The organism is Vitreoscilla filiformis (genome assembly GCF_002222655.1).
Classification (GTDB): domain Bacteria; phylum Pseudomonadota; class Gammaproteobacteria; order Burkholderiales; family Burkholderiaceae_C; genus Ideonella; species Ideonella filiformis.
Genome location: NZ_CP022423.1, coordinates 3,039,727 through 3,064,896 on the forward strand (window position 1 = coordinate 3,039,727; position 25,170 = coordinate 3,064,896).

Annotated in this window: 21 protein-coding genes, 1 tRNA gene and 1 pseudogene; 7 read left to right on the plus strand and 16 right to left on the minus strand. The window is 63.8% G+C overall.

The genetic code is table 11. The annotated features are described in order from the left end of the window. Positions 1-120: 120 nt before the first annotated feature. From VITFI_RS14400 to parC, 3 genes are read left to right on the plus strand one after another with little or no spacing between them, the layout of a single operon-like run. On the plus strand, positions 121-2,109 hold the full coding sequence (locus tag VITFI_RS14400; RefSeq protein ID WP_089417566.1) for a DNA topoisomerase IV subunit B: 1,989 nt from the start codon (positions 121-123) through the stop codon (positions 2,107-2,109). Beyond that, positions 2,109-3,323: a lytic transglycosylase domain-containing protein gene (locus VITFI_RS14405; RefSeq protein WP_089417567.1), complete on the plus strand. Its 1,215-nt coding sequence runs from the start codon at positions 2,109-2,111 to the stop codon at positions 3,321-3,323. The genes VITFI_RS14400 and VITFI_RS14405 overlap by 1 nt, the downstream gene beginning before the upstream one ends. Positions 3,324-3,341: 18 nt before the next feature. Continuing rightward, complete coding sequence (parC, locus tag VITFI_RS14410) at positions 3,342-5,660, plus strand: DNA topoisomerase IV subunit A (protein WP_089417568.1); 2,319 nt, start codon at positions 3,342-3,344, stop codon at positions 5,658-5,660. On the opposite strand, the gene VITFI_RS14415 is transcribed toward parC, so the two are convergent. Beyond that, complete coding sequence (locus VITFI_RS14415) at positions 5,650-8,595, minus strand: PAS domain S-box protein (protein ID WP_089417569.1); 2,946 nt, start codon at positions 8,593-8,595, stop codon at positions 5,650-5,652. The two genes, parC and VITFI_RS14415, sit on opposite strands and share 11 nt — an antisense overlap. Before the next feature lie 155 nt (positions 8,596-8,750). Here VITFI_RS14415 and VITFI_RS14420 point away from each other — a divergent pair, with 155 nt between their 5' ends. After that, the gene (locus VITFI_RS14420; protein WP_198301504.1) at positions 8,751-9,416 is read left to right on the plus strand and encodes a response regulator transcription factor; all 666 of its coding nucleotides are present in this window, start codon (positions 8,751-8,753) and stop codon (positions 9,414-9,416) included. 20 nt (positions 9,417-9,436) lie between these two features. Here the strand turns inward: VITFI_RS14420 and VITFI_RS14425 are convergent, their stop codons facing one another. The 13 genes and pseudogenes from VITFI_RS14425 to VITFI_RS14480 form a co-directional block, all read right to left on the minus strand. Then, entirely contained in the window at positions 9,437-10,765 is a 1,329-nt protein-coding gene (locus tag VITFI_RS14425) for a tetratricopeptide repeat protein (RefSeq protein ID WP_089417571.1), read from the minus strand. Positions 10,766-11,243: 478 nt separating this feature from the next. Next, positions 11,244-12,440: a LexA family transcriptional regulator gene (locus tag VITFI_RS14430; RefSeq protein ID WP_089417572.1), complete on the minus strand. Its 1,197-nt coding sequence runs from the start codon at positions 12,438-12,440 to the stop codon at positions 11,244-11,246. Continuing rightward, entirely contained in the window at positions 12,431-14,101 is a 1,671-nt protein-coding gene (locus tag VITFI_RS14435) for a replication endonuclease (protein WP_089417573.1), read from the minus strand. Before VITFI_RS14435 ends, VITFI_RS14430 begins: the two co-directional genes overlap by 10 nt. Then, complete coding sequence (locus VITFI_RS14440; protein WP_089417574.1) at positions 14,098-14,346, minus strand: hypothetical protein; 249 nt, start codon at positions 14,344-14,346, stop codon at positions 14,098-14,100. Before VITFI_RS14440 ends, VITFI_RS14435 begins: the two co-directional genes overlap by 4 nt. Before the next feature lie 10 nt (positions 14,347-14,356). Then, positions 14,357-15,019 carry a hypothetical protein gene (locus tag VITFI_RS14445; protein WP_089417575.1) on the minus strand — a complete coding sequence of 221 codons (663 nt, stop codon included), beginning with the start codon at positions 15,017-15,019 and terminating at the stop codon, positions 14,357-14,359. Between the two features lie 455 nt (positions 15,020-15,474). Then, positions 15,475-16,821 carry a replicative DNA helicase gene (locus VITFI_RS14450; RefSeq protein ID WP_089417576.1) on the minus strand — a complete coding sequence of 449 codons (1,347 nt, stop codon included), beginning with the start codon at positions 16,819-16,821 and terminating at the stop codon, positions 15,475-15,477. An 8-nt stretch (positions 16,822-16,829) separates the two neighbouring features. Next, positions 16,830-17,156 (minus strand): hypothetical protein, encoded by a 327-nt coding sequence (locus VITFI_RS18265; protein ID WP_198301505.1) that lies wholly within the window; start codon positions 17,154-17,156, stop codon positions 16,830-16,832. Between the two features lie 216 nt (positions 17,157-17,372). Then, a pseudogene (locus VITFI_RS18950) lies at positions 17,373-17,555 on the minus strand (helix-turn-helix domain-containing protein); the annotation flags it as partial. 115 nt (positions 17,556-17,670) lie between these two features. Further along, positions 17,671-17,931 carry a hypothetical protein gene (locus tag VITFI_RS18005; protein WP_157725702.1) on the minus strand — a complete coding sequence of 87 codons (261 nt, stop codon included), beginning with the start codon at positions 17,929-17,931 and terminating at the stop codon, positions 17,671-17,673. Between the two features lie 62 nt (positions 17,932-17,993). Then, positions 17,994-18,335: a helix-turn-helix transcriptional regulator gene (locus VITFI_RS14465; RefSeq protein ID WP_089417579.1), complete on the minus strand. Its 342-nt coding sequence runs from the start codon at positions 18,333-18,335 to the stop codon at positions 17,994-17,996. Between the two features lie 279 nt (positions 18,336-18,614). Further along, a complete protein-coding gene (locus VITFI_RS18010; protein WP_157725703.1) occupies positions 18,615-19,283 on the minus strand; it encodes a ProQ/FINO family protein in 669 nt (222 codons plus the stop codon). 9 nt (positions 19,284-19,292) lie between these two features. After that, positions 19,293-20,579, minus strand: coding sequence for a tyrosine-type recombinase/integrase (locus tag VITFI_RS14475; protein WP_198301506.1), 1,287 nt, complete (start codon positions 20,577-20,579; stop codon positions 19,293-19,295). A 193-nt stretch (positions 20,580-20,772) separates the two neighbouring features. Next, positions 20,773-20,846 (minus strand) — tRNA-Gly (locus tag VITFI_RS14480). 91 nt (positions 20,847-20,937) lie between these two features. On the opposite strand from VITFI_RS14480, the gene trmB reads away from it, so the two are divergent. Further along, positions 20,938-21,678: a tRNA (guanosine(46)-N7)-methyltransferase TrmB gene (gene trmB, locus VITFI_RS14485; protein WP_089418181.1), complete on the plus strand. Its 741-nt coding sequence runs from the start codon at positions 20,938-20,940 to the stop codon at positions 21,676-21,678. Positions 21,679-21,691: 13 nt separating this feature from the next. Here the strand turns inward: trmB and VITFI_RS14490 are convergent, their stop codons facing one another. After that, positions 21,692-22,552, minus strand: a complete 861-nt coding sequence (locus VITFI_RS14490) for an undecaprenyl-diphosphate phosphatase (protein WP_089417581.1) — start codon at positions 22,550-22,552, stop codon at positions 21,692-21,694. A 76-nt stretch (positions 22,553-22,628) separates the two neighbouring features. Beyond that, complete coding sequence (locus VITFI_RS14495; protein ID WP_089417582.1) at positions 22,629-23,198, minus strand: DUF1439 domain-containing protein; 570 nt, start codon at positions 23,196-23,198, stop codon at positions 22,629-22,631. Positions 23,199-23,356: 158 nt separating this feature from the next. On the opposite strand from VITFI_RS14495, the gene VITFI_RS14500 reads away from it, so the two are divergent. Together VITFI_RS14500 and VITFI_RS14505 are read left to right on the plus strand one after the other, a co-directional pair. After that, the gene (locus VITFI_RS14500; RefSeq protein ID WP_198301507.1) at positions 23,357-24,016 is read left to right on the plus strand and encodes a TetR/AcrR family transcriptional regulator; all 660 of its coding nucleotides are present in this window, start codon (positions 23,357-23,359) and stop codon (positions 24,014-24,016) included. Next, positions 24,013-25,164: an efflux RND transporter periplasmic adaptor subunit gene (locus tag VITFI_RS14505; protein ID WP_089417584.1), complete on the plus strand. Its 1,152-nt coding sequence runs from the start codon at positions 24,013-24,015 to the stop codon at positions 25,162-25,164. Before VITFI_RS14500 ends, VITFI_RS14505 begins: the two co-directional genes overlap by 4 nt. The last annotated feature ends 6 nt before the right edge of the window (positions 25,165-25,170 follow it).

Genomic DNA, 25,170 nt, shown 5'->3' on the forward strand with positions numbered 1-25,170 from the left:
ACCGCATGAGCCGCCAAACGCACCACAGCGCGGGCCCATGCGACGCTCGCAAACGGGCGGGTCAGTATCGCCGATCGGCCTGTCAGGGGCGCTCAAAGCGCCCTCCCTACAATCCCGACCATGGCTAGCAAGTCTCTTTCCAGCTCTGGCGCTCCGGCTTATGGCGAAGCTTCGATCCGTGTTCTCAAAGGATTGGAGCCCGTCAAGCAGCGCCCGGGCATGTATACCCGCACCGACAACCCCCTGCACATCGTGCAAGAGGTGATCGATAACGCCGCCGACGAAGCCTTGGCCGGCCACGGTCAACGCATTGCCGTCACCCTGCACGCTGACGGCTCGGTGAGCGTGGACGACGATGGTCGCGGCATCCCTTTTGGTCTGCACCCGGAGGAAGGGGTGCCGGTGGTGGAGATCGTGTTCACCCGCCTGCACGCCGGTGGCAAGTTTGACAAGGGCGCCGGGGGCGCTTACAGCTTTTCCGGCGGTTTGCATGGCGTCGGGGTGAGTGTGACGAATGCCTTGGCCACGCGCTTGCAAGTCAGCGTCTGGCGCGAGGGACAGATGGCGCAACTGGCCTTTTCTGGCGGAGACGTCATCGAACCGCTGGGCGTGCGCAAGGCCACAGCGGGCGAGCGTAAGCACGGCACGTCGGTGCGTGTCTGGCCGGACGCCCAATACTTCGATGCGCCGGAGCTGCCCCGCAACGAGCTGATCCACCTGCTGCGCAGCAAAGCGGTGCTGATGCCAGGCGTCACCGTGACGCTGACCACCGAAAAAACCGGTGACGTGCAAACTTGGCGCTACGACGCCGGCCTGCGCGACTACCTCGGCCAAGCCCTGAGCGCCGAACCGCTGATCCCGCTGTTTGAAGGCGCCCACTTCATCGCCGCTGGCGACACGGACACCTTTGCCGAAGGAGAAGGCGCCGCCTGGTGTGTGGCCTTCACCGAAGAGGGCGGCCTGCTGCGCGAAAGTTACGTCAACCTCATTCCCACCGTGGCCGGGGGCACGCACGAGGCGGGTTTGAAGGACGGGTTGTTCAACGCCGTCAAGGGGTTCATCGAGTTGCATGCGCTGCTGCCCAAGGGCGTCAAGCTCATGCCGGACGATGTGTTTGGGCGTGCCAGTTTCGTGCTGTCCGCCAAGGTGCTCGATCCGCAGTTTCAGGGGCAAACCAAGGAGCGCTTGAACAGCCGCGATGCATTGCGCCTGGTTTCAGCCAGCGTGCGCCCGGCTTTCGAACTGTGGCTGAGCCAGCACGTTGAACACGCACGGAAACTGGCCGAACTGGTGATCAAACAGGCGCAGAGCCGCCAACGGGCCAGCCAAAAAGTCGAGAAGAAAAAGGGCTCGGGCGTGGCCGTGCTGCCCGGCAAACTCACCGATTGCGAAAGCCGGGATTTGAGCCTGAATGAGCTGTTTCTGGTTGAAGGAGATTCGGCAGGCGGTTCGGCCAAAATGGGGCGCAATAAAGAAACCCAAGCCATCCTGCCTTTGCGTGGCAAGGTGTTGAATGCTTGGGAGGTTGAGCGCGATCTGCTGTTTAAAAACAACGAAATTCACGACATTGCTGTCGCCATCGGGGTCGATCCGCATGGCCCGAACGATTCGCCCGATCTTTCGGGCCTGCGTTATGGCAAGGTGTGCATCCTGAGCGACGCAGACGTGGATGGCTCGCACATCCAAGTTTTGTTACTCACCCTCTTTTTCCGCCACTTTCCCAGGCTGGTGGAAAACGGGCGGGTGTTCATTGCCAAACCGCCGTTGTATCGCATTGATGCGCCGGCGCGGGGCCGAAAACCCGCCGTCAAGCTGTATGCGATGGACGAGGGGGAACTCGACGCGGCATTGGACAAGCTGCGCAAAGACGGCGCCAAGGACGGCTCCTGGAGCATCAGTCGCTTCAAGGGCTTGGGGGAAATGAGCGCCGAACAGCTCTGGGACACGACCCTCAACCCCGACACGCGGCGGCTGCTGCGCGCTGAGTGGGGGGGCTTGAGTTTTGCCGACACGGTGTCGCTGTTTGCCCAGCTCATGGGCAAGGGCGAAGCCCAGGCTCGGCGTGACCTGATGGAACTGCATGGCGATGCAGTGGAGGTGGATGTTTGATGACGCAACCAAAACACTCCCGTTGGCGCGCACTGGCCGCGATTGTGAGCACCCTGGCGCTGTTGCTGGGCTCTCCAGGCAAAGCCATGGCTGCCCCTGCGAAGGTCGTGGCCAAGTCGGCGAAATCGGTCAAATCGGCCAAAGTGGTCGGCAAGGCGCCCCGCGCTAAGGGCAACAAGCTGGCCCTCAAAGCCCAGGCGGCCAAGTCTGCACGGGCTGCAAGACTGGCCCGCCACGCCGGCCAGCAACGCCATGCTGCGGCCATGGCCGCCCAAGATGATGCCGATGCCGCATTGACGCAACGGGCTTTGGCCTGGGCATCGCCTGCGCACACCCCGCCCTCCACCGCCACCCCGGCCCTGGCGTCGGACTCACCCAACGAGCGCACCGAGGACGGAGCGCCACAGCCCGGGCTGCGCCCCCCCAGCGTTGATGCCAACGCGCCCTTGCACCGCTTGGGTTCGACGCCCGAGGAGCCGCGCAGCGAGGCCCGTGACGATGCACCCTCCAACGCCTACGCCCTGTGGGTGCCCGCCGAAGGGGCCACAGTGCCGCTCATTCCCATCCACATTCCACCGGCTTGGTCGCTGGCGGATGCGGTGCGTCCTGGCACCTTGGAATGGCTGGACAGCGCCCCGGAAGTCAAGGCGCTGCAACCCGTTTTGGATCGCGCACAGGCAACGTCCGGGGTTGATGCCGACTTCCTCAAAGCGTTGATCATGGTGGAGTCGCGCTTTCGGCCCAGTGTGGTGTCACGCGATGGCGCCACGGGCCTGATGCAAATCAGCCCGCGCACGGGAGATGTGTACGCGCTGCCCGCCGAACGCGCGTTTGCGCCGGCCTCCAGGCGCCTCAAGATTCCGGAGCACAACATCATCACGGGGTCACGCTTGCTGTCTGATTTGTTCCGTCGTTACGGTGGACGCGGGGATTTGGTGCTCGCGGCGTGGAATGCCGGCGAAGGCAAGGTGCGCCGGGCAGGCGGCCAGGTACCGGCCCACGCGGGGGTGCGCAATCACATCCGCAAGGTGTTCACGCTCTACGCGGGTTTGGTGGAAAAACGCAAACGTGAACTCAGCATGGCCAGCGCCAAATCGGCCCCGGTTTTGCTAGAAGCCACGCCCCCCGTCGAAGCCCTGCCCCCAACGCCAGACACCTCCGAAGTGCCCGCACAAGCGCCTGCTGCGCCGACGCCGACCTCGTCGGAGCCTTGACGACGCTCCCACTGTTGCATGACTGAACTCGATCTGTTTTCCGCCCCCCCGGCCGATCTTCCCGGCGAGCCCATCACCCTGGGCGACTATGCCAAGCAGGCTTATTTGGAATATGCGCTGAGCGTGGTCAAAGGCCGCGCCCTGCCCGATGTTTGTGATGGGGCCAAGCCGGTGCAGCGGCGCATCCTCTACGCCATGCAGCGCATGGGCTTGGGCCACGGCGGTAGCGCGGGCGCACCCAAGCCGGTCAAGAGTGCGCGTGTGGTCGGGGATGTGCTGGGCCGCTTCCACCCGCACGGCGATCAGGCGGCCTACGACGCCCTAGTGCGCATGGCGCAAAACTTCAGCCAGCGTTACCCCCTGATCGACGGCCAAGGCAACTTCGGCAGCCGCGATGGCGACGGGGCCGCCGCCATGCGCTACACGGAAGCGCGTTTGTCGCCCATCGCTCGGCTGCTGTTGGATGAGATCGACGAAGGCACGGTCGCCTTCATGCCCAACTACGACGGCTCCACCCACGAGCCGCGTCAGTTGCCGGCGCGTTTGCCGTTTGTGCTGCTCAACGGGGCGTCGGGCATTGCGGTGGGCTTGGCAACGGAAATTCCGAGCCACAACCTGCGGGAAGTGGCGGCAGCGGCGGTGGCCCTGATCCGCGACGAAGCGTTGAGCGACGAAACGCTCTACACCTTGATTCCCGGCCCCGATTACCCGGGCGGGGGTCAAATCATCTCCAGCCCGGCCGATATCCGCGATGCCTACGCCAGTGGTCGAGGCAGCCTGAAGGTGCGGGCGCGTTGGAAAATCGAGGAACTGGCGCGTGGCCAGTGGCAACTGGTGGTGACCGAACTGCCACCGGGCACCAGTTCGCAAAAAGTGCTGGAAGACATCGAGGATTTGACCAATCCGAAGATCAAAACCGGCAAAAAAACCCTGAGCGCCGACCAAACCCAGCTCAAAGCGCTGGTGCTGTCGGTGCTGGACGGGGTGCGCGACGAGTCGAGCAAAGACGCCCCAGTGCGCCTGGTGTTCGAACCCAAGAGCCGCACCGTGGAACAGCAGGAGCTGATCACCACGCTGCTGGCCCACACCAGCTTGGAAACCAGCGCCCCCATCAACCTCACCATGGTGGGCCGCGACGGTCGGCCAACCCCCAAAAACCTGCGCCAGATGCTCACCGAATGGGTGGCGTTCCGGCTCGACACGGTGCAGCGCCGCTCGCAACACCGGTTGGACAAGGTACAGGATCGCATCCACATCCTCGAAGGTCGGCAACAGGTGTTGCTGAACTTGGACGAGGTCATCGCCCTCATCCGCGAGACCGACGAGCCCAAACCCTTGCTGATGGCCCGTTTCCGTTTGAGCGAACGCCAGGCGGAAGACATTCTGGACATCCGCCTGCGCCAGCTCGCCCGGTTGGAGGCGCTCAAAATCGAGCAGGAGTTGAGCCAACTGCGCGGCGATCAAGCGCGTTTGCAAGACATCCTGGGCAACCCGGCCACGCTCAAGCGCACCGTCATCAAAGAAATCGAAACCGATGCGCGCCAGCACGGTGACGACCGCCGCACGCTGATCCAAGAGCAAAAGCGGGCGGTGCTGGAAGTCAAGGTGGTGGACGAACCCGTCACCGTGGTGGTGAGCGACAAGGGCTGGGTGCGGGCGCTCAAAGGCCACGAGATTGCCGCCAGCGCACTGGCTTTCAAGTCGGGCGATGCCTTGCGGGCCGCGCTGCCCTGCCGCAGCGTGGACACGTTGTACATCTTGGGCAGCAATGGCCGGGTCTACAACGTGGCGGTGAGCAGCTTGCCCGGCGGGCGGGGCGATGGTCAGCCCATCACCAGCCTGATTGAGTTGGAAAGCGGTACTCAGCCGGCACACTATCTGGCGGGGGGGCCGCAGCTCACGCTGTTGCTGGCCAACAGCAGCGGTTACGGCCTGCTGGCGCGCTCGGGCGACTTGGCGACGCGGCAGAAAGGCGGCAAGAGTTTCCTCAGCGTCGAAAGCTGGGAGCGCCTGTTGCCTCCGGTGGTGGTGGCGGGCACGCACCGGTCGGTGGCGTGCCTGAGCGCGCAGGGCCGATTGTTGGTGTTCGCGCTGTCCGAACTGAAGCTGCAAAGCAACGGGGGCCGGGGGTTGGTGCTCATGGATTTGGAGCCAGGTGAAGCCCTCATCAGCCTCACCACCTGCGTGGACACGCTGCGCGTACAAGGCACTGGTCGAGGCGGCAAAGCCAAAGACGAACCCATCCGCACCGGCGCCCTGGCGAACTACTGCGGCAAACGCGGGCGCAAAGGGTGCAAGGTCGAGAACGTGCCCAAGCCGGAGCGGGTCACGGTGTAACAGCCCCGGTGGCCGGGCTGCCCAACTCGGCGGGCAGCTCGAACCAGAAGGTGCTGCCCTCCCCTTCGCGGCTGTTGACTTGGATGCAACCCCCCATGGCCTTGACCAACATCTGGCTGATGGACAGCCCCAGCCCCGTGCCGCCATAACGCCGTGACATGGAGGCATCCACCTGTTCAAACGGCTCGAAGATGCGTTGTTGATCCGACGGTGAAATCCCAATGCCGGTGTCGGACACCTCAAAGCGCAGACACGGCGGCGGGATGGCGCCCTCCTTGCCTTGCAATGTGATGGTCACGCTCACCGCCCCGGCTGGGGTGAATTTGATGGCGTTGCCCACCAGATTGATCAAGACCTGCGCCAAGCGCCGCATGTCCCCCCGGAAATGGCGCTGGGCCAGCCCCGGCGTCAAAATGAACCGCAGCGACAGCTTCTTTTCCCGGGCGGTGATACCCACCACATCACGCACCTGGGTGAGCAAGTCCTGCAATTCAAAATCGGCGTGCTCCAGCGTCAGTTGATTGGCCTCGATGCGGGCAATTTCCAGCACGTCTTGGATCAAGGCCAGCAAGTGGTGGGAAGCACTTTCCGCCATGGTGAGATATTCGCGCAGCTTGTCGTCCTGCGCCCGCCCCATCGCCAGATGAATCGCCCCCAGCACGCCATTGATGGGCGTACGCAGTTCGTGGCTCATGGTGGACAAAAACGCCGTCTTGGCTTTATTGGCCGCTTCCGCCGCATCTTTGGCGATGGCCAGTTGCAGCGTGCGGCTGTCCACCAAATGCTCCAGGTGCTGGCGATGTTGGGCCAGTTCGGCTTCCAACTGCTTGCGTGGCGTGATGTCCCGCACCGCTGTGAAAACCAATTGCCGCCCTTGGTATTGAAAGGCTCGACTGGTAATTTCCACGTCCCGCGCTTCTCCGTTTTTGCGACGGTGGCGGGTTTCCAGCGTGGTGGGCACCCCAGAAGCGGCCAACCGGTGCAGCGTGTCGCGGATGCGTACCTCATCAAACAGCGGATCCCAATCGGACACCGCCATGGTTTGCAACTCTTGCCGAGAGTAGCCCAATTGCTGGCAAAAAGCCTCATTGACCTCCACCACCCGCCCCGCCATGTCCAAAATACAAAACCCATCACTGGCGTTGTTGGTCACCACGGTGTTTTTCTCGATTTCGTCCCGCAGTTCCTTTTCCAGTTGTTTGGTCAGCGAAATGTCGTGCCACACCGCCAGGAAAAACGGCTGGTGCTCAATATCCACCAGAGAGGCCCCCACCGCCGCCCAAAACGTGCTGCCATCCAGCCGCTGATACACCCATTCAAATCGGCTTTCACCTTCAGTCCGAACGCGCTCGAAGTGCTCCTGCCCCGCTTGCAGCGAGTTCCGGCCATCTGGCTGACTGGGGGGCGAGAGTTCCAGCAACGTGCGTCCGATGATGTGTTCACGCGCCCCGCGCAGCATGGTTTCCAGCGCGTGGTTGCCATCCACCACCACGCCCTGGGGAACGCTGATCAGCAAATAGGCATCGGGGGATTTCTCGAACAGCCGCTGGTAGCGCTGGGTCAGCGCCGCCAACTGCTCTTCGGCCTGCTTGCGTTCGGTGATGTCAAACAGCGTCACCAAGTGGCCATCGGTGTCCGATCCCATCGGCGTGGCGCTGGCGATCATGGTGCGAAGCGCACCACTGGCGGTGTGCAGCGTCACCTCCAGCGGCTCAAACGGAGTGCCGCTGGCGTGCATCTGTGCCAAGCGATGGCTCCACTGATCCACCACCCACGCCCGATACTGCGGATCTGGATAAGCCCGAGGAAACCAGTGATCCAGGGTTGGAATGTCGGCCAGGGTGTAGCCCAGGCAGCGCGTCAAGGCCGGATTGATCGCATGGACACGGCCTTGGGCATCGTTGATCGCCATGGGCACCGGGGACGCATCCAAGCTGGCCTGAAACTTGGCCTCCACCACCGACAGTGACCGATGGTGTCGCGCCTGCCACCGCGCCAGGGCCACCGTGAGCAGCACCAAGCCGGCCCACACGGCCCCGTCGATGTACAGCCGGGTGTACCACGAGGCCAGGTAATCGCGCTCGGCCACCCCCACACTGACGAAAAACGGAAAGCGGCCAATTTTGCGGTAGGCGTACAGCCGGCGCTCCCCATCCACAGGCGACAAGGATGGCGACAGCAACCCCGCATCACGTCCCTTCATGATCGCTAGGCGGGTTTGCAAGTCGGGCATGGGGCGGTTGTCCAACGCCAGCTCGCCCGGCACCCGCACCACCTGCGCCCCATCATCGACGCGGCGCAACGCCATCGAGCCCGAAGGCCCCAAATGCACGGTCTTGAACAGGTCACGCACCTGCTCTAAATCGATGGCCACACTGAGGACTCCTTCGAAGCGGCCATCGTGGCCCCGCAACACCCGAGCAGCCACCAACACCAAGCGCCGCCCGTCACGCCCCCGCATGACCCGGGAGAACAACAACTCCGTCGATAACCGCTCGTGCAGCCGCAAGAAATACGATTCTTGCCCGATGCTGAACGTCGCCTCGCCTTCTTGGCTGGTGAACACCAACCCACCCCGGCCATCAAAAACCCGGATGCTGGAGGCCTGGGGTACGCCGCCAAGGTAGTTGTACAACTGTCGGTTGATCCGCTGCACCACGGCAGGATCGGTGGGCGCGGCGGCCAAGATGTCAGGGGTGATGTCGCGCTGCAATGCGGTCAGCACATGGTCGGCCGAATCCAAGCTGTGCTCAAAGCTGGTGACCATGGCCAACGCCATGGCCTGCGCCGACACCTCCGCTTCCCGCACCTCCGACTGGTAGGCGTGCAATAAATCCAACACCGTCAACCCGGCAAACGCCAAGATCACGAGGACATAGCGGGAAGGCAGTGGGTGTCCCCAGGGGCGCATCCCGAGTGAACGCAGGAGATTCATGTTTTGACCCCAAGACCAACCATCCGGCCCGATGGTAGGCCAGGATTTGACCCCACGCGGCCTGGTGTAAGGTATGCACGGCACGCTCGGAAGCTCTTCTTAAAATCGCCAGGGATGGGCCACCCTCTTTGAATATGTCAAGAGCGTCCCGTCGCATGAACCGTGTCCTGCTGATTGATGATCATCCCTTGGTACTATGGGCCATGCAGCGCGAGCTCACGCGGCTGTTTCCTCACGCCCAAGTCTGCACGTTCAACAGTGACCAGTCCCTGCGCCAGTACCTGCACACGGCCTCTCGCACCCGCCACGATTTGGTGCTGCTCGACTTGAGTCTGCCCGATGACGATGGGTTTTCGCTGCTAGAAACCCTGTTTCGCCAACTGGGGTGGACCACCGTGTTGGCCCTGTCAGACTCGGAGCACCCAGAGGACATGGTGCGCGCCATTGATGCCGGTGTCATGGGTTTCCTGCCCAAGCGGCTGAGTCTCCAGGAAATGTGCCAAGCCCTGACCCTGGCGACAGCAGGGGCCGTGTTCGTCCCCTCGACCTCCCAGGCGGGGCCACCCGATGCGGGCGCTCCATCACCGAACGGCACGCCAACCCACCCGATGGCCTTGGGCCTGACCCCTCGCCAATGCGATGTGCTGAAACACCTGTGCGATGGCCGTCAGAACAAGGAGATTGCCCGTGTGCTCGGCCTGTCGCTGGACACGGTCAAAGCCCACGTGGCGGCCATTTTGCGTGCCCTCGGGGTGAGCACCCGCACGCAGGCCATGCAAGTGGTGGCCGCCCAGCGTGACCGCTCACGCCAGCCCGCTTGAAGCCCGGGGCGGCGTGCAGATCACTTGGCGAGCTGCTCCAGTGTGGTGAGTAACTCGCTGTCTTGCTCGTCCCAAGTGCCTCGGGTTTGCATCTGCTGTGCCAACTTCAGGGCCCGTTGGGCGTGGCTCTTCTGCCCGGACGCTTCACTCAGTTTCATCAAGCTGATGATCAAATCGCGCTGGCGCTCGGGGCTGTTGGGTTCGGCTTGATGCAAGGCTTGGCGCACTTGCACACCCGCTTGGTAACTCTTGGCCGCTGCTGCGGCATGGCCTTGTGCGCTGAGGGCATCACCGATGTCCATGTGACTGTCACCCAGGTCACTTTGCCAATCGACGTTGTCGGGCTCGGCCTTGGTTAACTTTTGCCGGATGGCCAGGCTGGACTGGTAGTGTTTCACAGCCCCCGCCCAGTCTTCCATGGCCCCGAGGGTGTCGGCCACGCTGTCATGGCTGACACTCAGGTCGTTTTGGGCGTCCAGATCGTCGGGGTGGGCCTTGACCCATTTTTGTCTGAGCGTCAGGCAGGCTTGGTAGCTTTGAAGGGCTGCGGGCAAGTCGTCTTGTTCCGTCTGCACATCGCCCAACTCATCGAACGCTTCACAGCGCTCGGGGTCGGTGCTGGCGGTTTGGGTGGCGCGTGTCAGCGCGGCACGTGCTTTCGTCCATTGCCGGTCGTCTTGGTACAACGCACCCAGGGCCATCCAATCGGCGTAAACGTGGGAATCGAGCTGTGTCAAAGCCTCGTAGCGCACCAGCACGGAGCGGGTGCTGCCTTTGCCTTTGCCTCGGGCATCCAGCGCCAGCAAAGCCACGTAGCGCCGCAACGAGGCCCGCTCGGCGGAGGCCAGCCGAGGCGATGTGTCGATGAGCCGATCCCAAGCGGACAGGGCACCGGCTTCATCCCCGGTGTTGTAGCGCCAAAGGGCGGCCAAGCCCTCGGGCGTGGCCGCCAGGGCCGTCACCGCCAAGCGCAGGGACTGGATGGCTTGGGCATAGTCCTCATCCTCCTCCGCCAGGGCGGCCACCAGGCGCTCTTGCGCCTGGGTCAGCTCTGGCGGCACGCCAGGCGCAGCGTCCAGCGACGCTGTGGTGCCCCCCAGCCGGGCCCAAGCGCGGTCAATGTGCTTGCGCTGCGTGAGCCGGGCGGCATCGTCTTCTTGTTCCAGCATCTGGGCCGTGGCTGAAGCGGCATACAACGCACGTGCCACAGCCGCCTGCAAGGCGGTCGGGCGCTGCTCCACTGGGGCGGCAGCGGCCGGCGCGGCCCAGGCTTCTGGTGCCAGCGGCCCAGTGGCTCCCGCACACACCGCCCCGGCCACCATCAGCACACGCACGACAGGGCGGCTCACAGCCGCCCACGAACCGACCCACCTGCCTGCGTTTTTCATCACGTTTGGCCTTTTTTGGTTTCCCCTTCTTGGGAGGAAGCCAAGAAAAAGCCCCCAAGCTGGGAGCGTGGGGGCTTTAACTGGAATTTGGAGCGGCGATGGGAATCGAAAAACCTTCATAACTTGTTGATTTTTCAATAACCAAAAGCTCGCGCAGCTTACTTGTTCCCCCGCTTTGTTCCCCATCGGGGTCACCCTATAACTTACATCGTTAAGGATTGAACCGATTTTATCCGGTTTAACTGGCTTTTGACGAACGCGGGCAAGGTTGGCGCCAGTGCCCACGGCATGCCTCGCGCATTCACCGGCTTGCCCCACGCTGCCGCACCCCGGTGATTTACTTCCCGATGATGTGCGCCCGTCGCTGACGCGCCGAAGGCGTAGGGCGGGCTTCACCGGGCTGCACGCCCGGAAAACAGCCAGGGCGCACAGGTTCGGATTACGCCCCCGCCTTGACTTCCCAGCGCTTGCCGTCCGGCGTTCGCTGAATCAGCCCCTCGCGTTCCAGTTCGGCCAGGTAGCCCGTGACGGTCGGATAACTCCCACCTTCTGCCCGCTGGATCGCTGCGATTGTGGGCGCCAGCTTGCCCGCTTTGATGGCTTGGCGAACCCTGCGGAAGCGGTGTCCGTCACGCTCGCCCGTGCCGGTGTCCACCTTTACCCCCGCTTGAACCGTGCGCCGCTGTGCTGGCTTGCGGGGGGCTTTGTCGGGCATCGCTGGGGCTGGGCTGGGTGCTGGCTTGCTGGCCGGCGTGGCGGGCTCTGGGGTGGTTTGCTGCGGTGTCTGAGTGTCTGGCTGTGGGGGCGATGCGGGGGCAGGCTGGGGCGCTTGCTCTGGCACTGGCTGGGGTGCTGGCTTGGCCTTCAGGATGCCCCACCAGGGCGCCCACTTGGCCTGACTGCGCCCCATGCCCACGGTGGCCCCGGTGAACACTGCGCGCCACATCGCACCAGCCACGCCGAAGAACACCAGCCCGGCCACCGACACCAGCACGCCACGCGCCACCACATAGGCCAGCGCCCACCGCTCCCCCAGCATCCCGATGAGCGTGGGGCGCTTTTCGCCTTCGGTTTTGCCGAGTTCGGCATAAAGCGCCGCCGTGCTTTCATCTAATCGCGCCGCTTCTTTGGCTGCCATCGCCCCTTGCTGGCGCACCCATGCGTGAGTGCTGGCGGTTTGCTTCTCAGCATTGGCGCGCAGCGTGGCGGCGTTGGCTTCGATCCGGGCAATCTGGTTGCGCAGGTCTTGGGCGCGTGAGGCTGTGGCTTGTTGGCTCATCTCTGCGCCCTCGGTGATTGCCAACTGAACGGCCACGATGGTGCAAACCTCCAACGCCAGCACGGCCCCAGCCAGACCGAACAGGCGCCAGCGCTGCGCCCACATCTTGCGCACGGGCAAGAACGCTGCGATGCCGAAGGCGGCCATTTCCGCAGCGACGAACATCAAGGCAGCGGCCAGCGCCAGCGCTTGGGCGGCTTCGTCGGCTTCCAGGGCTTGGGCGCCGTGCTCAAAATACCGCAAGGTGATGACGGAAGCCCAAAACCCAAACGCGCTGCACACCAGCGCCAGCAGGGCATAAACGGGGCGGGGCAAGTGCGCGTCGCGTTCTTGGCTATAGGTTTTGGTCAGAAACATGGTGCGGCCTCCTTGGGGGTGGCATCGGCGCCAGCGGGGGCGCCTTCGGTGGTGTTTTGGGGGCTGGCGCTGGTGGCGGGCTCGCTCGTTGGCTCGCTGGCCGGCGTGGTGGCTGTGGCAGGCTCTGCCGAGTTATTGATTCGAGTCCAAGGAAGACAAAGACCGGCGTTTTCCTCGCTGCTCCGTAGCTGAATCACCCACTCGCCAGGGGTGCGCGTGGTGACGTGTTCGGGCTGGCCCATGTCGCCACCGCTGGCAAATACGCCCACCAGACAGCGCGCCAGCTCGCCCGGATAGCGGGTGCTGGGGCGCTTGATGTAGTCGCCTGACAGGTCTAGACCATCCAGCGCCAGCAGGCACAGCAAGGCGCCTTGCTCGTTGGCCTTGATGAATGAATGGGCCTCACGCACCGACACCGAGTCGGGCAGCGCGTCGGCTTGCACGCGGTACAGCTCGCGCACCGGGGTGACAGGGGGCAGTCCGAAAAATTGAAATTGCCGGATGCCGTGGGTACGTGACCAAGTGGTGATGGCCTGCGCTGCCTCGGTGCTGGGGGTGGCGGTTTCGTTGTCCTCGCCCACGCCTTCGCCGTCGATTGATTTGCTCACGTACTTCATGACGTAGCCCAGGGCGGAACCTTTGGCCGGGTCGATTCGCTCCACGGTGAAGCGGTGTTCTTGCGCGCCGGCTTCGTTCGGGGTGTCTTCCAGTGCGTAGGCGCGCACGATGTCGGTAAAGCCGTCCGCCAGTTCGGGCCGCACGAAGGCCAGAACGTGCCAATGGGGGCACGCATCATGGTGAGGTTCCACAACGCGCATGCCCATGGTGGCGATGCCCGCATGCTTGGCCTTGCGCATCGCGTTGGCCCACACGCGGCACAGATAGGCGTTGGCTTGACGGGGCGTTGTGCCGTTGTACTTGTCGCCGCTGGGGTGCATCCGGCTTGGGCATGTGACCGTCAGGAACAGCCCGACCATGCCCAGGGTCTGCGCGTACTGCTCAACACCCTTGAGGCGAACGGCCATGGCTGCGCGTCGGTTGGCCGGGTTGGCGAGGCTGGCTTGCACCACATCGGCAAGCTGGATCACCTCGCCCGTGGTGGTGTTCATCACTTCCATGCACGCGAGAAGGCCATCCATGCGGCGCCGGTCGGCTTTGGCGCGTGCCATCGCTCGGGCCGATGCGTAGGGGCTCATGCCCCGGCGCACCTGACCCGCCGCAATCTCTGCTTCTTCGACCTTGCGGAATCGCTTGCGCAACGCCCGGCGCCACCACAGCGGGGAGCGCAGGCGGTTTGCCATCCAACGCGCTTTGTCTTCGTCGGTGTCTTTTTTGGTGCCCACCTTGGGCGCTTCGACGTGGTGACGGGCCGCAAAGATTTCCAGCCCTGCCAGGATGTGCGCCGGGCTGGTGCCCATGCGCTCCCACGCTTCACACAACCGAGTTGCCACCTCTGAGGCTCGCGCCGCATCGGCATGAATGGCTGAGGTGGACAGGTCGAACCGCTCCACCTGTTCGAGCTGATCCGCAGCGGGTGTGCATGCACACATGGCGGCTTCGGCGATGGCGCGCAACGCTGCAATGTCGCCCTGTCCACTGCCATCGGTCAGCCCGGCCAATGCTTGCGCGAGGGCTTCGTTACTGAATTCGTCCAAGCTCATGGCGTGACCTCCCACAAGCGCAGTTCCACGGGCTCATGGGCCACGCGGGCCAGCTCAGAGCCGACCTTGCGCGCTTCTGGGTCGGGCAACACGTAGGCGCTCGCCTTGTCCGCAGTGAAGCGAAAGCGCCGGGCGAGGGTGTCTATCTGGCGCAGATAGGCGCCTCGGTGTGGCAAGAAAATGGCGTAGCGCAGCGGGGGCAGGCATGCAGCGGCGCCACCCCATGGGGTGTAGGTTGTTGGCATGGCTGACCTCTTAGGCTGTGGCCGATGTGCTGGCGCTGTCGGTCGCTGCGGGCTGGTGTGGCCCTGCGAAGTCTTCCAGCAAAAAGCCGGGCACCAACTCGGTCAGGTCAAGCGCGTGGTCAGGGTTCGACATGAGCATTCTTGTCGAGCGGATGGCGCGCAGCACGTCTGCCCGCTGGCACCGAGCGCGTGCCACGTCCGGCCCCGATGGGTTCGGGTGTCGGTCGCTGAAGCTCTCCACGCTCACGGGCTCGCGTGCCTGTTCGGTGGCCTGCGCCAGCATCTTGACGGCCTGTTGTGGATCGCCAGCGCGCAGGGCTTGTGCCGCCTGATCCAGTGAACCATCGCCCCACGGGCTGACCATGCAGCGGTGCGCGTCGGCTTGGTCGGGGGTGTCTTTGAGGATGGCGATAAACGCGGCCAGGAAGTCCGCCGCAACCTTCAGGCGAGCCATGCGCCGGGTGCTGGTTTCGGTGCTGGCCGAACGCGGGCGAAGGCTCAGTGTGTGGCGTGTGTGCGCCGTGGCCTTGATGGGCTGGGGGGCGCCGCTTTGGCGTTGCTGTGCCGCTCGTTTGGCGAGCTTGCGCGCCAGGCGCAGCATGTAGAAGCGGGAAGTGTTGGCGCGATTGGACGCGCCCACGGTGCCGGGGCTTCCGGCTTTGGTGCGGGACATAGGTTCAGGTTCCTTGTCGAACTGCTGAAACCCACTCGCCACGGGGACTAGTCGTGACTGGCGGGGCTGGAACTGGGGATAGTCACACAAGACAAGTTGTGCCGCCGGCCTTGCGGTTGGGCGCTCCCAGTTCCATCCCCATGGAAAACCTGCGGGGGTAATTCGGAAATGGCAACGCCTCGCTGACGGGGAGGCTTTCCGCTTGTCTCGGGTGTGACTAGCACCACGGGGCGCAGTGTACGCGAAGCGCCGCGAACCTTTCAACATTGAACGATCCGACCTTTCAAGATTGAACGATTCGCCCCAGGGCATCGCAGGGGCGCCGCACCCTGAATCTGACCCTTCACGGCCATGCATTTCTGAACGATCCGACCTTTCAACATTGAACGGGTGATGTTGCATTTTTGAAAGGTTGCCCGGTTCGGTTTTGAATGCTTCGGCGGTGTCTGTGATCTTCAGCGCCGCCGATGTTGGCCGGCTTCGTTTTGGTGTTTCCTCGCACCCGGCCTCACGTCCGCGTCGGACTCATCCCAGCGCTGCACAGCGCCGGTGAATTCCAGCGCCAGCCGGCCACGTCTGCCCTGCCGGTTCTTGGCCAAGATGCACGCCACCAGAACCCGCCCGCCTTCGAGTTCTTCGACCGGGCTCAACATCATGACGGTGTCCGCGTCCTGCTCCACCGCGCCAGAGTCCCGCAGGTCTGACAAGTCGGGTTCGCTGCGATCCGTGGCGCGGCGGTTCAACTGCGACAACGCCAACACACAACAGTCCAGCTCCTTGGCCAGCGTCTTCAACCCCCGGCTGATTTCCTCCACCTGCGCATTACGGTTGTCTCTGGGATTGCTGCCGGTCATCAGTTGCAAGTAATCCACCACAACCAACGCCAGCCCGCCGCATCGCTGGCGGATCATGCGGGCCTTGTGGCGCACGTCCGCCAGCTTCAAGCCGGGGGTGTCATCGATGTGCAGCGGCAAGCGTGACAGGCGTTCGGCGCCATCCGACAACCGGCTGAAGTCCTCGTCGCTCATCCGCCCCGTGGCCAGCGCGCCCATGTTGACGCGCCCCAGGTTCGAGAAACACCTGTCCACCAGCTCCCCCGCAGGCATTTCCTGACTCAGCACCAGCACAGGCGCCCCAGCGCCAGCCACGGCCAAGGCGATTTGGCCGGCCAGGGACGTTTTGCCCACAGACGGCCTCGCCGCTAAAACAATCAGCTTCCCGCCCTTGAGCCCACCGCCTAGGGCGGCATCTATCCGACTCAGCCCCGTAGAAAGCCCTGCAAGCGTTTTTCCTTGCGCCAGGCTGTCTAGGTATTCCAGGCGCTCAGAAACTAGCTCTAGCGCCGCTCTAGGGGCTCCTGTGGTGCTTTCCTGCGCCAATCGAGAGAACATGGCGCCGATTTTCTCGGTCAGCTCGCTTGTCGGGATGGCGGTATCGTCTGCCAGCGCTTGTGCCTCTTTGGCCGCTGTGGCGATGCTGCGGCGCAGGGCTCGCTCCCTCACCAGTTCGGCATATCGGCCAGCGTTGCGCACGCTGGGCACGCTTTGAGCCAACTCGTTCAGGTACACCAGCCCACCGCAACCATCGGCGCGGCCAGCGTCCCGCAGCGCTTCAAACACGGTGATGACATCCACAGCTTGGCGCCTGCCGGCCATGCTCACAATCACGCGCCACAGCTCCCGGTGTCGCTGGATTGCAAAGTGATCCGCCTGCAAGCCCGTGCCTTCGACGCCGGCCAGCGTGGCGTGGACATCCAACAGGGCCGCGCCGATAAGGCTTTGCTCTACTTCGGTTTGTTCCATGTTGCCCTTCAGAACTGGTGATCCGTGGAAAGCAACCCGCCAGGGCGGGCAGGTCTTGCGGCTGGGGTTCCATGCTGCTGCTGTCGCTCTTTGCGGCACCAGTTGCGCCAGACGGCAAGCCAATTGGCCTTGAAGGCATCGCGTCCGGCTTTGGCGTGCCAGTAGTCGCGGAAGGATTCCGCCACCTCATCCGGGTCAAGGTCGGGGCGGTTTTGAGCACACAACTCGCGCCAGTCATCGGGCAACTGCCAGTCATCAGGCAGACGGGTGCCGCGTGTTGAAGTGGGGGAGTGTTGGCGTGCTGTGCGCGCCTCTACTGGTTCTTGATGGTTCATAGATATAGGGGATGCGCAAGAACTTGCACCCCTACGCGCAAGCCTTTGCACCCCCCCTGCAAGGCTTTGCACCCCTGCAAGTTTTTGCACCCCCCCTGCAAGGGCTTGCACCCCCTTGTGGGCGTCCTGCCGCTTCAGCCGATCCAGTCGGATGCGGAACAAGTTTGTTCCTCTTGGCCCCTCACCTTCCCGAACCTCTAGTTCACCAGACGCCCGCAGAGCGGCCAGAAGCGTCTGAGCGTTGCGCTGTTTCATCCGGCACTTTTCGGCCAGCGTGGCAACAGCCGGGAAGGCTTGGCCGTCGTCGTCGGAAAAATCAGCGATTGCCAACATCATCAGCAGGTGCGGGCCTGCGTGAATCGAGTGCTCCCACACTGCGGCCTGTGTTCTCACGCTCATTGCCGACTCCCTCTCTGCGCCCGTAGTTGTCCCAGCAGCGCCAGCACAGGTAACGCCATCCCAGACGTTCCACCCAGGGCCACAACGGGCACCCAGGGCGCGAGGTTCTTCCACGTCATGACGTGCCCCCTTCCAGCAGGTGGCGGGCCTTGGTGGCGTCTTCAGCGGTCAGGCTGTACACCCCACGCTCTACGCTTCGCCCGTCTCGGTCGCGGATGCGTTCCAGCTCACAGGGCAGCGTCATCCCCAAGCGCCGGCGGATGCTGCGGATGACATCGGGGCTGTTGGATGCACCCGCAATCCGGTCGAGTTGTTCGCGGGTTTTGGGGCCGTCCAGCAGCGCAGAAAGGGCGCGCCGCTGTCTAGGGCTTCGCAATCCGAACGCATGCGGGCGAACAGGAAGCAAGGGGGGTTGATGCGAGTGCATGAATGGTTCCCTCACTTGCTGGCGCCTTGGGCCTGAAGAAATTGCCGGATTTCGCACGCACGCCAGCGGGTACACCTCGCGCCCATCTTGATGGGCTTGGGAAAGCCGGGGAAGCCTTCGCGGTGCATGCGATACACCCAAGAAACGGAAGTCCCCGCCAGTTGGGCAAAGACGGCAGTTCTCAGCAGTGCATCGGGATCAGTTGCCGTGGCGGTGGTTTGCAGGCTGTCGCGGCTCGGGTGTTTGGCCTGAGCGGTCAGGGCTGCGATGTTGGCGCCGTGTGCGGACTTGATGGCCGGCTTAGAAGCCGGGGCGGGTGCGCTTTGATGCGCGGACTGTTTATGTTTGGTCATGTGGGAAATTCTTTTGTCACGACTTCCCGGCGCCACATGCTCAACTTGCTTTTTTTGGTGATTGGTCGGAATGGCTGGGGGCGCTCGCCTCCGACAACCCCCGACAACCCCCCCGACAACCTGTCAACTCACTACCCGTGAGCGTTCGTGCTGGCCTCACCTTGTCGTCGGTGCAGGTGTTCGCGCACATGCACCCGTTAGCCCATCAACGCCCTCGCTGGGCGAGTGGCTCGCGCAAAGTCCGTGCGCCGGGGTTGTCCAGGCAAAGACAAAAAAAGATCAACCAGCATTGCTTGACTGTGCTTCTCTTTCCACCCGCCGCGCCAGTCTTTGCGCCGCTGCCTCTCGCTGCTCTGCCGTCACTTCCCCGTCTGGCGTGCCATCAAGCCGGAACCTCTGCCCACCTTGGGCCAGGGCTTGCACGTACTTCGTGCGCTTGGTGTGCATGTCGATTAACTTTTCGGCCACGCGCACGGAATACCCTTTTCCCGTGGCAATCCGGCGCACGTCTGGGAATATGCCCACGGCCAGCGGGTGATATTCACGCCACGTTTTATAGGCTTCGACCATATAACCCTCGAGCTCCCACATCTTGACTTCTGAGGGTGGCGTCTTGGGCTTCTTGGGTGTCTTGGCCGGCCCCTTTTCCTTGGCTGGCTGGGGCGTGGCCTTCCTCGCCGTTTCTGTGGCCTTTGCGGGCCGTTCTCGCGCCTTCGTGGGGTCTTCCGGCGTGGCTGGCTTGCGCTTGATGCTGAGGGTTCGGCGTTCCGGCGCAGGGCTGGGGGCCGAGCTCGGTGCCACCACAACCGGCGCACTCGTTACCTTGCGGGCAATCGTTATCGTTTTTCTTGGCTCTGCCGATACAGGGGCCGGGTTCGGTGGTGCGGTATTTTCTGGCGGGCGTTCTATTTTCAGAACCCGTTTAATCGTTTTGATGATGGTCGCCATAAATCACCCTTATGCGCTGGCCTTTCTAAACTGCAACACCTGCGCCCCGTCGCGCAGCTTGTCCAGGTAGTCCGCCCATGCTTGCATCATTTCCCGCCGCTGTTGCATGAATTCGGCGCGGTCATAGGCCATCCCCAGCGGGCCAGATTTGCCGTGCGCTAGCTGCGCTTCCAGCACGTCCGGGCTCATGTTCAAGCGCTCCACCATGAGGGTGCGCGCCATCGCCCGAAACCCGTGGGGCGTCATGTCGTCGTTGCTGTATCCCATGTTGCGCAGCGCTGCGCGGATGGTGTTCTCGCTCATGGGCGCGTCACCCATGCGCAGGCTTGGGAACACGTAACGCCCCCCACCTGTCAGCGGTCGAAGCTCTGCCAGGATCGCCAGCGCTTGCCGGCTCAGGGGCACCATGTGGGGCCGCCCGCTGACCTTGGCCTGAACGGTGCGTTTCATCTTGGCCGATGGAATCGCCCACATCGCCCCATCAAAATCGACTTCGGCCCATTCCATCGCCCGCACGTTGCCCGGACGCTGGAACACCAGCGCAGACAGCACCAGCGCCGCACGGGTGACAGGCTGGCCCATGTACGCCTCACACGCCCTCAGCAGGGCGCCCACCTGCGCAGGCTCCAACAATGCGGCCATGTGTTTGACGGCCTGAGTTTTCAGCGCGCCGCGCAGGTCGGGAACCGGGTTGCGCTCGCATCGTCCCGTGGCGATGCCGTAGCGGAACACCTGCCCGATGCACTCCGACAACTTGCGCACCGTTTCCAATGCTCCACGGGCTTCGACTTTGCGCAGCACCTCCAACACCATCGGCGCCGTGATGTCGGCAAGGGCCAGCGTGCCCAGGCGGGGGAACACATCTTTTTCCATGAGGCTGACCCATCGGCCAGCATGTGACGCGCTCCACCCTTGCGCCTTGCTCTGGTGGAACTCTCGCGCCATCGCTTCAAACGTCGCCGCCTTGTTGGCGCTTGTGGTGAGCTTTTCAACCTTGCGTCGTTGAATCGGGTTCTCGCCACGCTTCAAGTTTTCGCTGGCTTCTTCTCGGGCTTGGCGTGCCGCCTTCAGGCTCACAGCAGGGTAAGAGCCCAGCGCCAGCCGGTATTCCTTGCCCCCCATGCGGAACTTCCAGAACCAGCGCTTTGACCCCCCGGGGCTGACTTCCAGGTAAAGCCCCCCGGCATCCGTCAGGCGGTGCCGCTGTTTGCCAGGCGGACAGGTGGCGCGCCTGAAGTCGGTATCTGTCAGGATGCGGGCTTTTTGTTTGGCTGGTTTTTCGGCAGGGGTTGGCATCGTGAGGGCTCCGAGTGCTGGGGGAACAAACGGGCCGTTTTCCTCGTTGTACCCCCATCGTTCCCCTGTGTTGTTCCCCCGATTCTGTGCCCTTCACAGCCTACATCTGCACCAACGTGACAACAAAAAAGCCCCTAGGCGCTTGATTTGCCTAGGGGCTTGATCTGTTGTGAAGCCTTGCGCTTCGCTAATTTGGAGCGGGCGATGGGAATCGAACCCACGTCTTGAGCTTGGGAAGCTCAGGTCCTGCCATTGAACGACGCCCGCAGAACTCGTGAAGCGGCGCATTCTACACAGCTCGCCGTCCTTGCCAAGCCCGTGCGGCACAATGCCGGCCCATTTTGTGCAGCACACCGCCATGAGCCCCGACGACACCCCCGCCCTGTCCCCCAACCCCCCCGAATCCCCCGAAACGGCCAGCGAGTCGCCTCGCCGCACCATCCGCAGCTTTGTTGTGCGGGCGGGGCGCATGGGCAGCGGCCAGGTCAAGGCGTTGGAAGAACTCGGGCCGCGCTTCGTGTTGCCCTTCACCCCCCACCAAGTGCTGGACACCACCACCGCCTTCGGTCGTCAAGCGCCCGTGGTGCTGGAAATCGGCTTCGGGATGGGTCACGCCACAGCGGAAATCGCCAAAACGCGGCCAGACACGGATTTTCTCGGCGTCGAAGTGCATCCGCCCGGCGTGGGCGCGCTGCTCAAACGCATCGACGAAGGCCAACTCAGCAACCTGCGCATCCTGCAACACGACGCGGTCGAGGTGCTCGAACAGATGATCGCCCCAGCCTCGCTGGCCGGCGTGCATGTGTTTTTCCCCGACCCATGGCACAAGAAAAAACACCACAAGCGCCGCCTGATCCAAGCCCCGCTGGTGGCCCTGCTGGCCTCGCGCTTGGCGCCCGGTGGCGTGCTGCATTGCGCCACCGACTGGCAACCGTACGCCGAACAAATGCTCGAAGTCCTGAGCGCCGAACCGCTGCTGGCCAACACCGCCGAGGGCTACGCCCCGCGCCCGGACTATCGTCCCATCACCAAGTTTGAAACCCGGGGGATCCGGCTCGGGCATGGTGTCTGGGACTTGGTGTTTCGCCGCCTCGCCTGACGCTCCGCCACGCTCAGGCTTTCCACTCCACCCAGCCCGTCCAGGCGGTCAGCAGCACCAGGCCGCCAAACACGATGCGATACCAGGCAAACACCGTGAAATCGTGGGTGGACACGTAGCGGATCAACCAGCGGATGCACAACAACGCACTGATGAACGCCGTGACCACGCCCACCGCAAACATCGGCAGGTCGGCGATGTGCAAATGTGCGCGCTCTTTGAAGAGCGAATAAGCACCGGCGGCAATCAAAGTCGGGATGCCGAGAAAGAAGCTGAACTCGGTGGCCGCCTGGCGCGAAAACCCGAACAGCATCGCCCCAATGATGGTGGCGCCGGAGCGGCTGGTGCCCGGAATCAGGGCCGCGCATTGCACCAGCCCGACCTTGAATGCATCCAGCGTGCTCATCTCATCGACGGACTCGATGCGGGCGTGCGGCTTGCTGCCACCCGCCGTCTGAGTGCTGAAAACCGCACGGTGGCGGCGCTCCACCCACAGAATGATGACCCCGCCGACCACAAAAGACAGCGCCACCGGCACAGGATGGAACAACTGTGCCTTGATCGCCGAGCCCAGCAGCAGCCCAGCGATGGCCGCCGGAATGAACGCTACGACCAGATTGACCACCAGCCGCGTGGCCTCAGGCTTGCGGCCCATGCCGGAGAGGGTGCTCACCAGACGCTGCCGGTATTCCCACATCACGGCGAACATCGCCCCCGTCTGGATGGCGATTTCAAACACCTTGGCCGCGTCCCCGGTGAAATCCAGCAGCGAGGCCGCCAAGATCAAGTGGCCGGTCGAAGAAATCGGTAAAAACTCCGTCAGCCCTTCGACCACCCCCAGCACGGCGGCTTTGAACAACAGCAGCAGATCCATCTGCGGTCTTTCCTGTCAAAAGCCGGCGATCATAGCCACGCCCATCCGAGGGTTCGATGGCGTGGCTCGCTTTGAATCAGGGGGCTCCTTGCATGAGCTGAACCTGCAAAGCGTTGTCCGCGATGCGCACGCTGGCCACGTGCCAGCCCAGGCGCTCCAACCACGCCACCCGGTCATCCGTCATCTGGTAGATGATGAGGTTTTCCAGCGCTGTCTCGGCCACCACGCTGCCCAGACGCTCCAACAACGCCAGCGGCTGCTGGTTGCGCGCCAGGGTCAGATCCGTCACCTGCACCATGGTCAGGCGCACGCAACGGGCGGCCTTGTCCCACAGCGGCAGGGCGGTGAATCCCAGGCTCACATCGAAGGTCTGGCCACTCAGGCGCTCGCGCACTTGCACCGGCAAGCGCAGGCCCATGCGCCCCGCGCCGGCGTTGCGCAAGTCCAGCAGCGGCACTTCGGCATGCACGTCAAGCAAGCCCAACATGCGCCGATCCAGCGGAAAACTGCGCGCCAGACGCTGCTGAATGTCGTCCCCGCTGATGCGGATCGGCTCCGGTGTCAGCGACGCACACCCAGCGGTGAACAGCGCCCCCGCGCCCAAAGCGCCCAAAAGGTACAAACGGCGTCGATTCTGTGGCTGCATGGCGATGTCCCGTCCTCTCATGTGGGTGAAGTTGGCGCGGCAGCGTATCACCGTCCATCGTCGATAATACCCAACCGGGTATGTTGAGTCCCACGATGCCCAGCTTGCCACGCCCGCTCGGCATCGTTAGCATTACTGACCAGTCAGTCATTAAGAACATGTCCATCACGCCCCGCCAACGTCGCAAGGAAACCCGCCCGCAAGAGCTGCTGGATGCCGCCCTGGCCCTGTTCGTCGAAAAAGGCTTTGCCGCCACCCGCGCAGAGGAAGTCGCAGCGCGGGCCGGCGTCTCCAAAGGCACGTTGTATTTGTACTTTCCGAGCAAAGAGGAGCTGCTCAAGGCGGTGATTCGCCACACCTTGTCGGTGGAAATCGCCGCCGGAGCGGAGTTGGCGGTTCAGCACGAAGGCAGCGTGCGGACGCTGCTGGTGGATGTGCTGTCGCAGTGGTGGTGCCGTGTGTTGGGCAGCCCGGCGTCGGGTGTCATCAAAATTGTCATCACCGAGGTGCGAAACTTTCCGGAGATCGCCGAGTTCTATCACGCCGAAGTGGTAGCGCCCGGCACGCACATCATCCAGCAGCTCATCCAGCGCGGCATCGACAGCGGTGAGTTTCGTCCGGTGGACGTGGCCCAAACCACCTTCAGCATCATCTTGCCCATGGTGATGCTGTGCCTGCACAAACATTCGCTGGGCGCGTGTTTGGCGGCGGATCAGCAACTGGTCGATCCGCCCGCCTTCATCCGCCATCACCTGAACTTGTTGCTGGACGGCCTGCGCGCCGGCCCACTCCCCCTACCGAGCACCGCTTGCCCATGACCGTCTCCCCTTCCCCCCGTGGCCGGTGGTTGCTGCTGGCCTTGATCGTCCTCGCGCTGGGGCTCGTGGCCTTGTGGCGGGCCCGCTCGACGTCCTCCCCAGCGACGGCGGCCACCCGTGCCGCGCCCACTGCTTCTGCCCCCGCGACTTTGGATCTGGAGGCCGCCGACGTGGTCACGCTGCGCCGCGCCACCTTCACCCAATATGCGGCGGTGAGCGGCTCGCTCAAAGCCCGGCAAAGTGCCTTCGTTAAAGCGAGGGTGGCGGGGGACTTGCTCAGTCTGAGCGTGCGCGAGGGCGAAGCGGTGCGTGCTGGCCAAGTCATCGGCCAAATCGATGTGCGTGATGCCGAGCTGCGCGTGCGCCAAGCCGAACAACAAGCCTTGGCCGCTCAAGCCCAACTCGCGGTGGCCGAGCGCACTTTGGCCAACAACCAAGCGCTGGTCGGGCAAGGGTTCATTTCCGCCACGGCGCTGGACACCGCCAAACTCAGCGCCGACAGCGCCCGCGCCACCTGGCAAGCCACTCAGGCGGCCCTCGATCTGGCGCGCAAGGGCCAAGCCGATGCGTCCTTGGTCGCCCCTCTCGCGGGCCGCGTGGCACAACGCTTGGCCCAACCGGGCGAGCGCTTGGCGGTGGATGCCAAAGTGGTGGAAATCGTCGATCTGTCGCAAATCGAGTTGGAAGCGGCGGTGTCTGCGCAGGATGTGGTGAAGGTGCGCGAAGGCGCCCGCGCCCGGGTGACGGTGGACGGGCTGGCCGAACCGCTGACCGCCCAAGTGGCGCGCATCAACCCCAGCGCCAGCAGCACCTCGCGCACCGTGAACGTTTACCTGAGCCTGCCCAGCCACCCGGCGTTGCGCCAAGGGCTGTTCGCGCAAGGGCAGATCGACTTGGGCCAACACGAAGCCCTGGTCGTCCCCAGCGACGCGCTGCGCTTGGATCAACCCCAGCCCGCGCTGTTGGTGATCGAGGCCGGTCAGGTGCAGCGCCGTCCGGTGCGCGTCGGTTTGAGCGGTGAAGTCGAGGGCGTGGCCGTTTCCGAGGTGCTCGATGGGGTGCCCGCAGGCGCCCAAGCCCTGGCCGCACGTGTCGGCTTGGTGAGAGCCGGCACCACCGTGCGCCTTCCCGCCTCGGCGGCCCGCTGAGAAAGG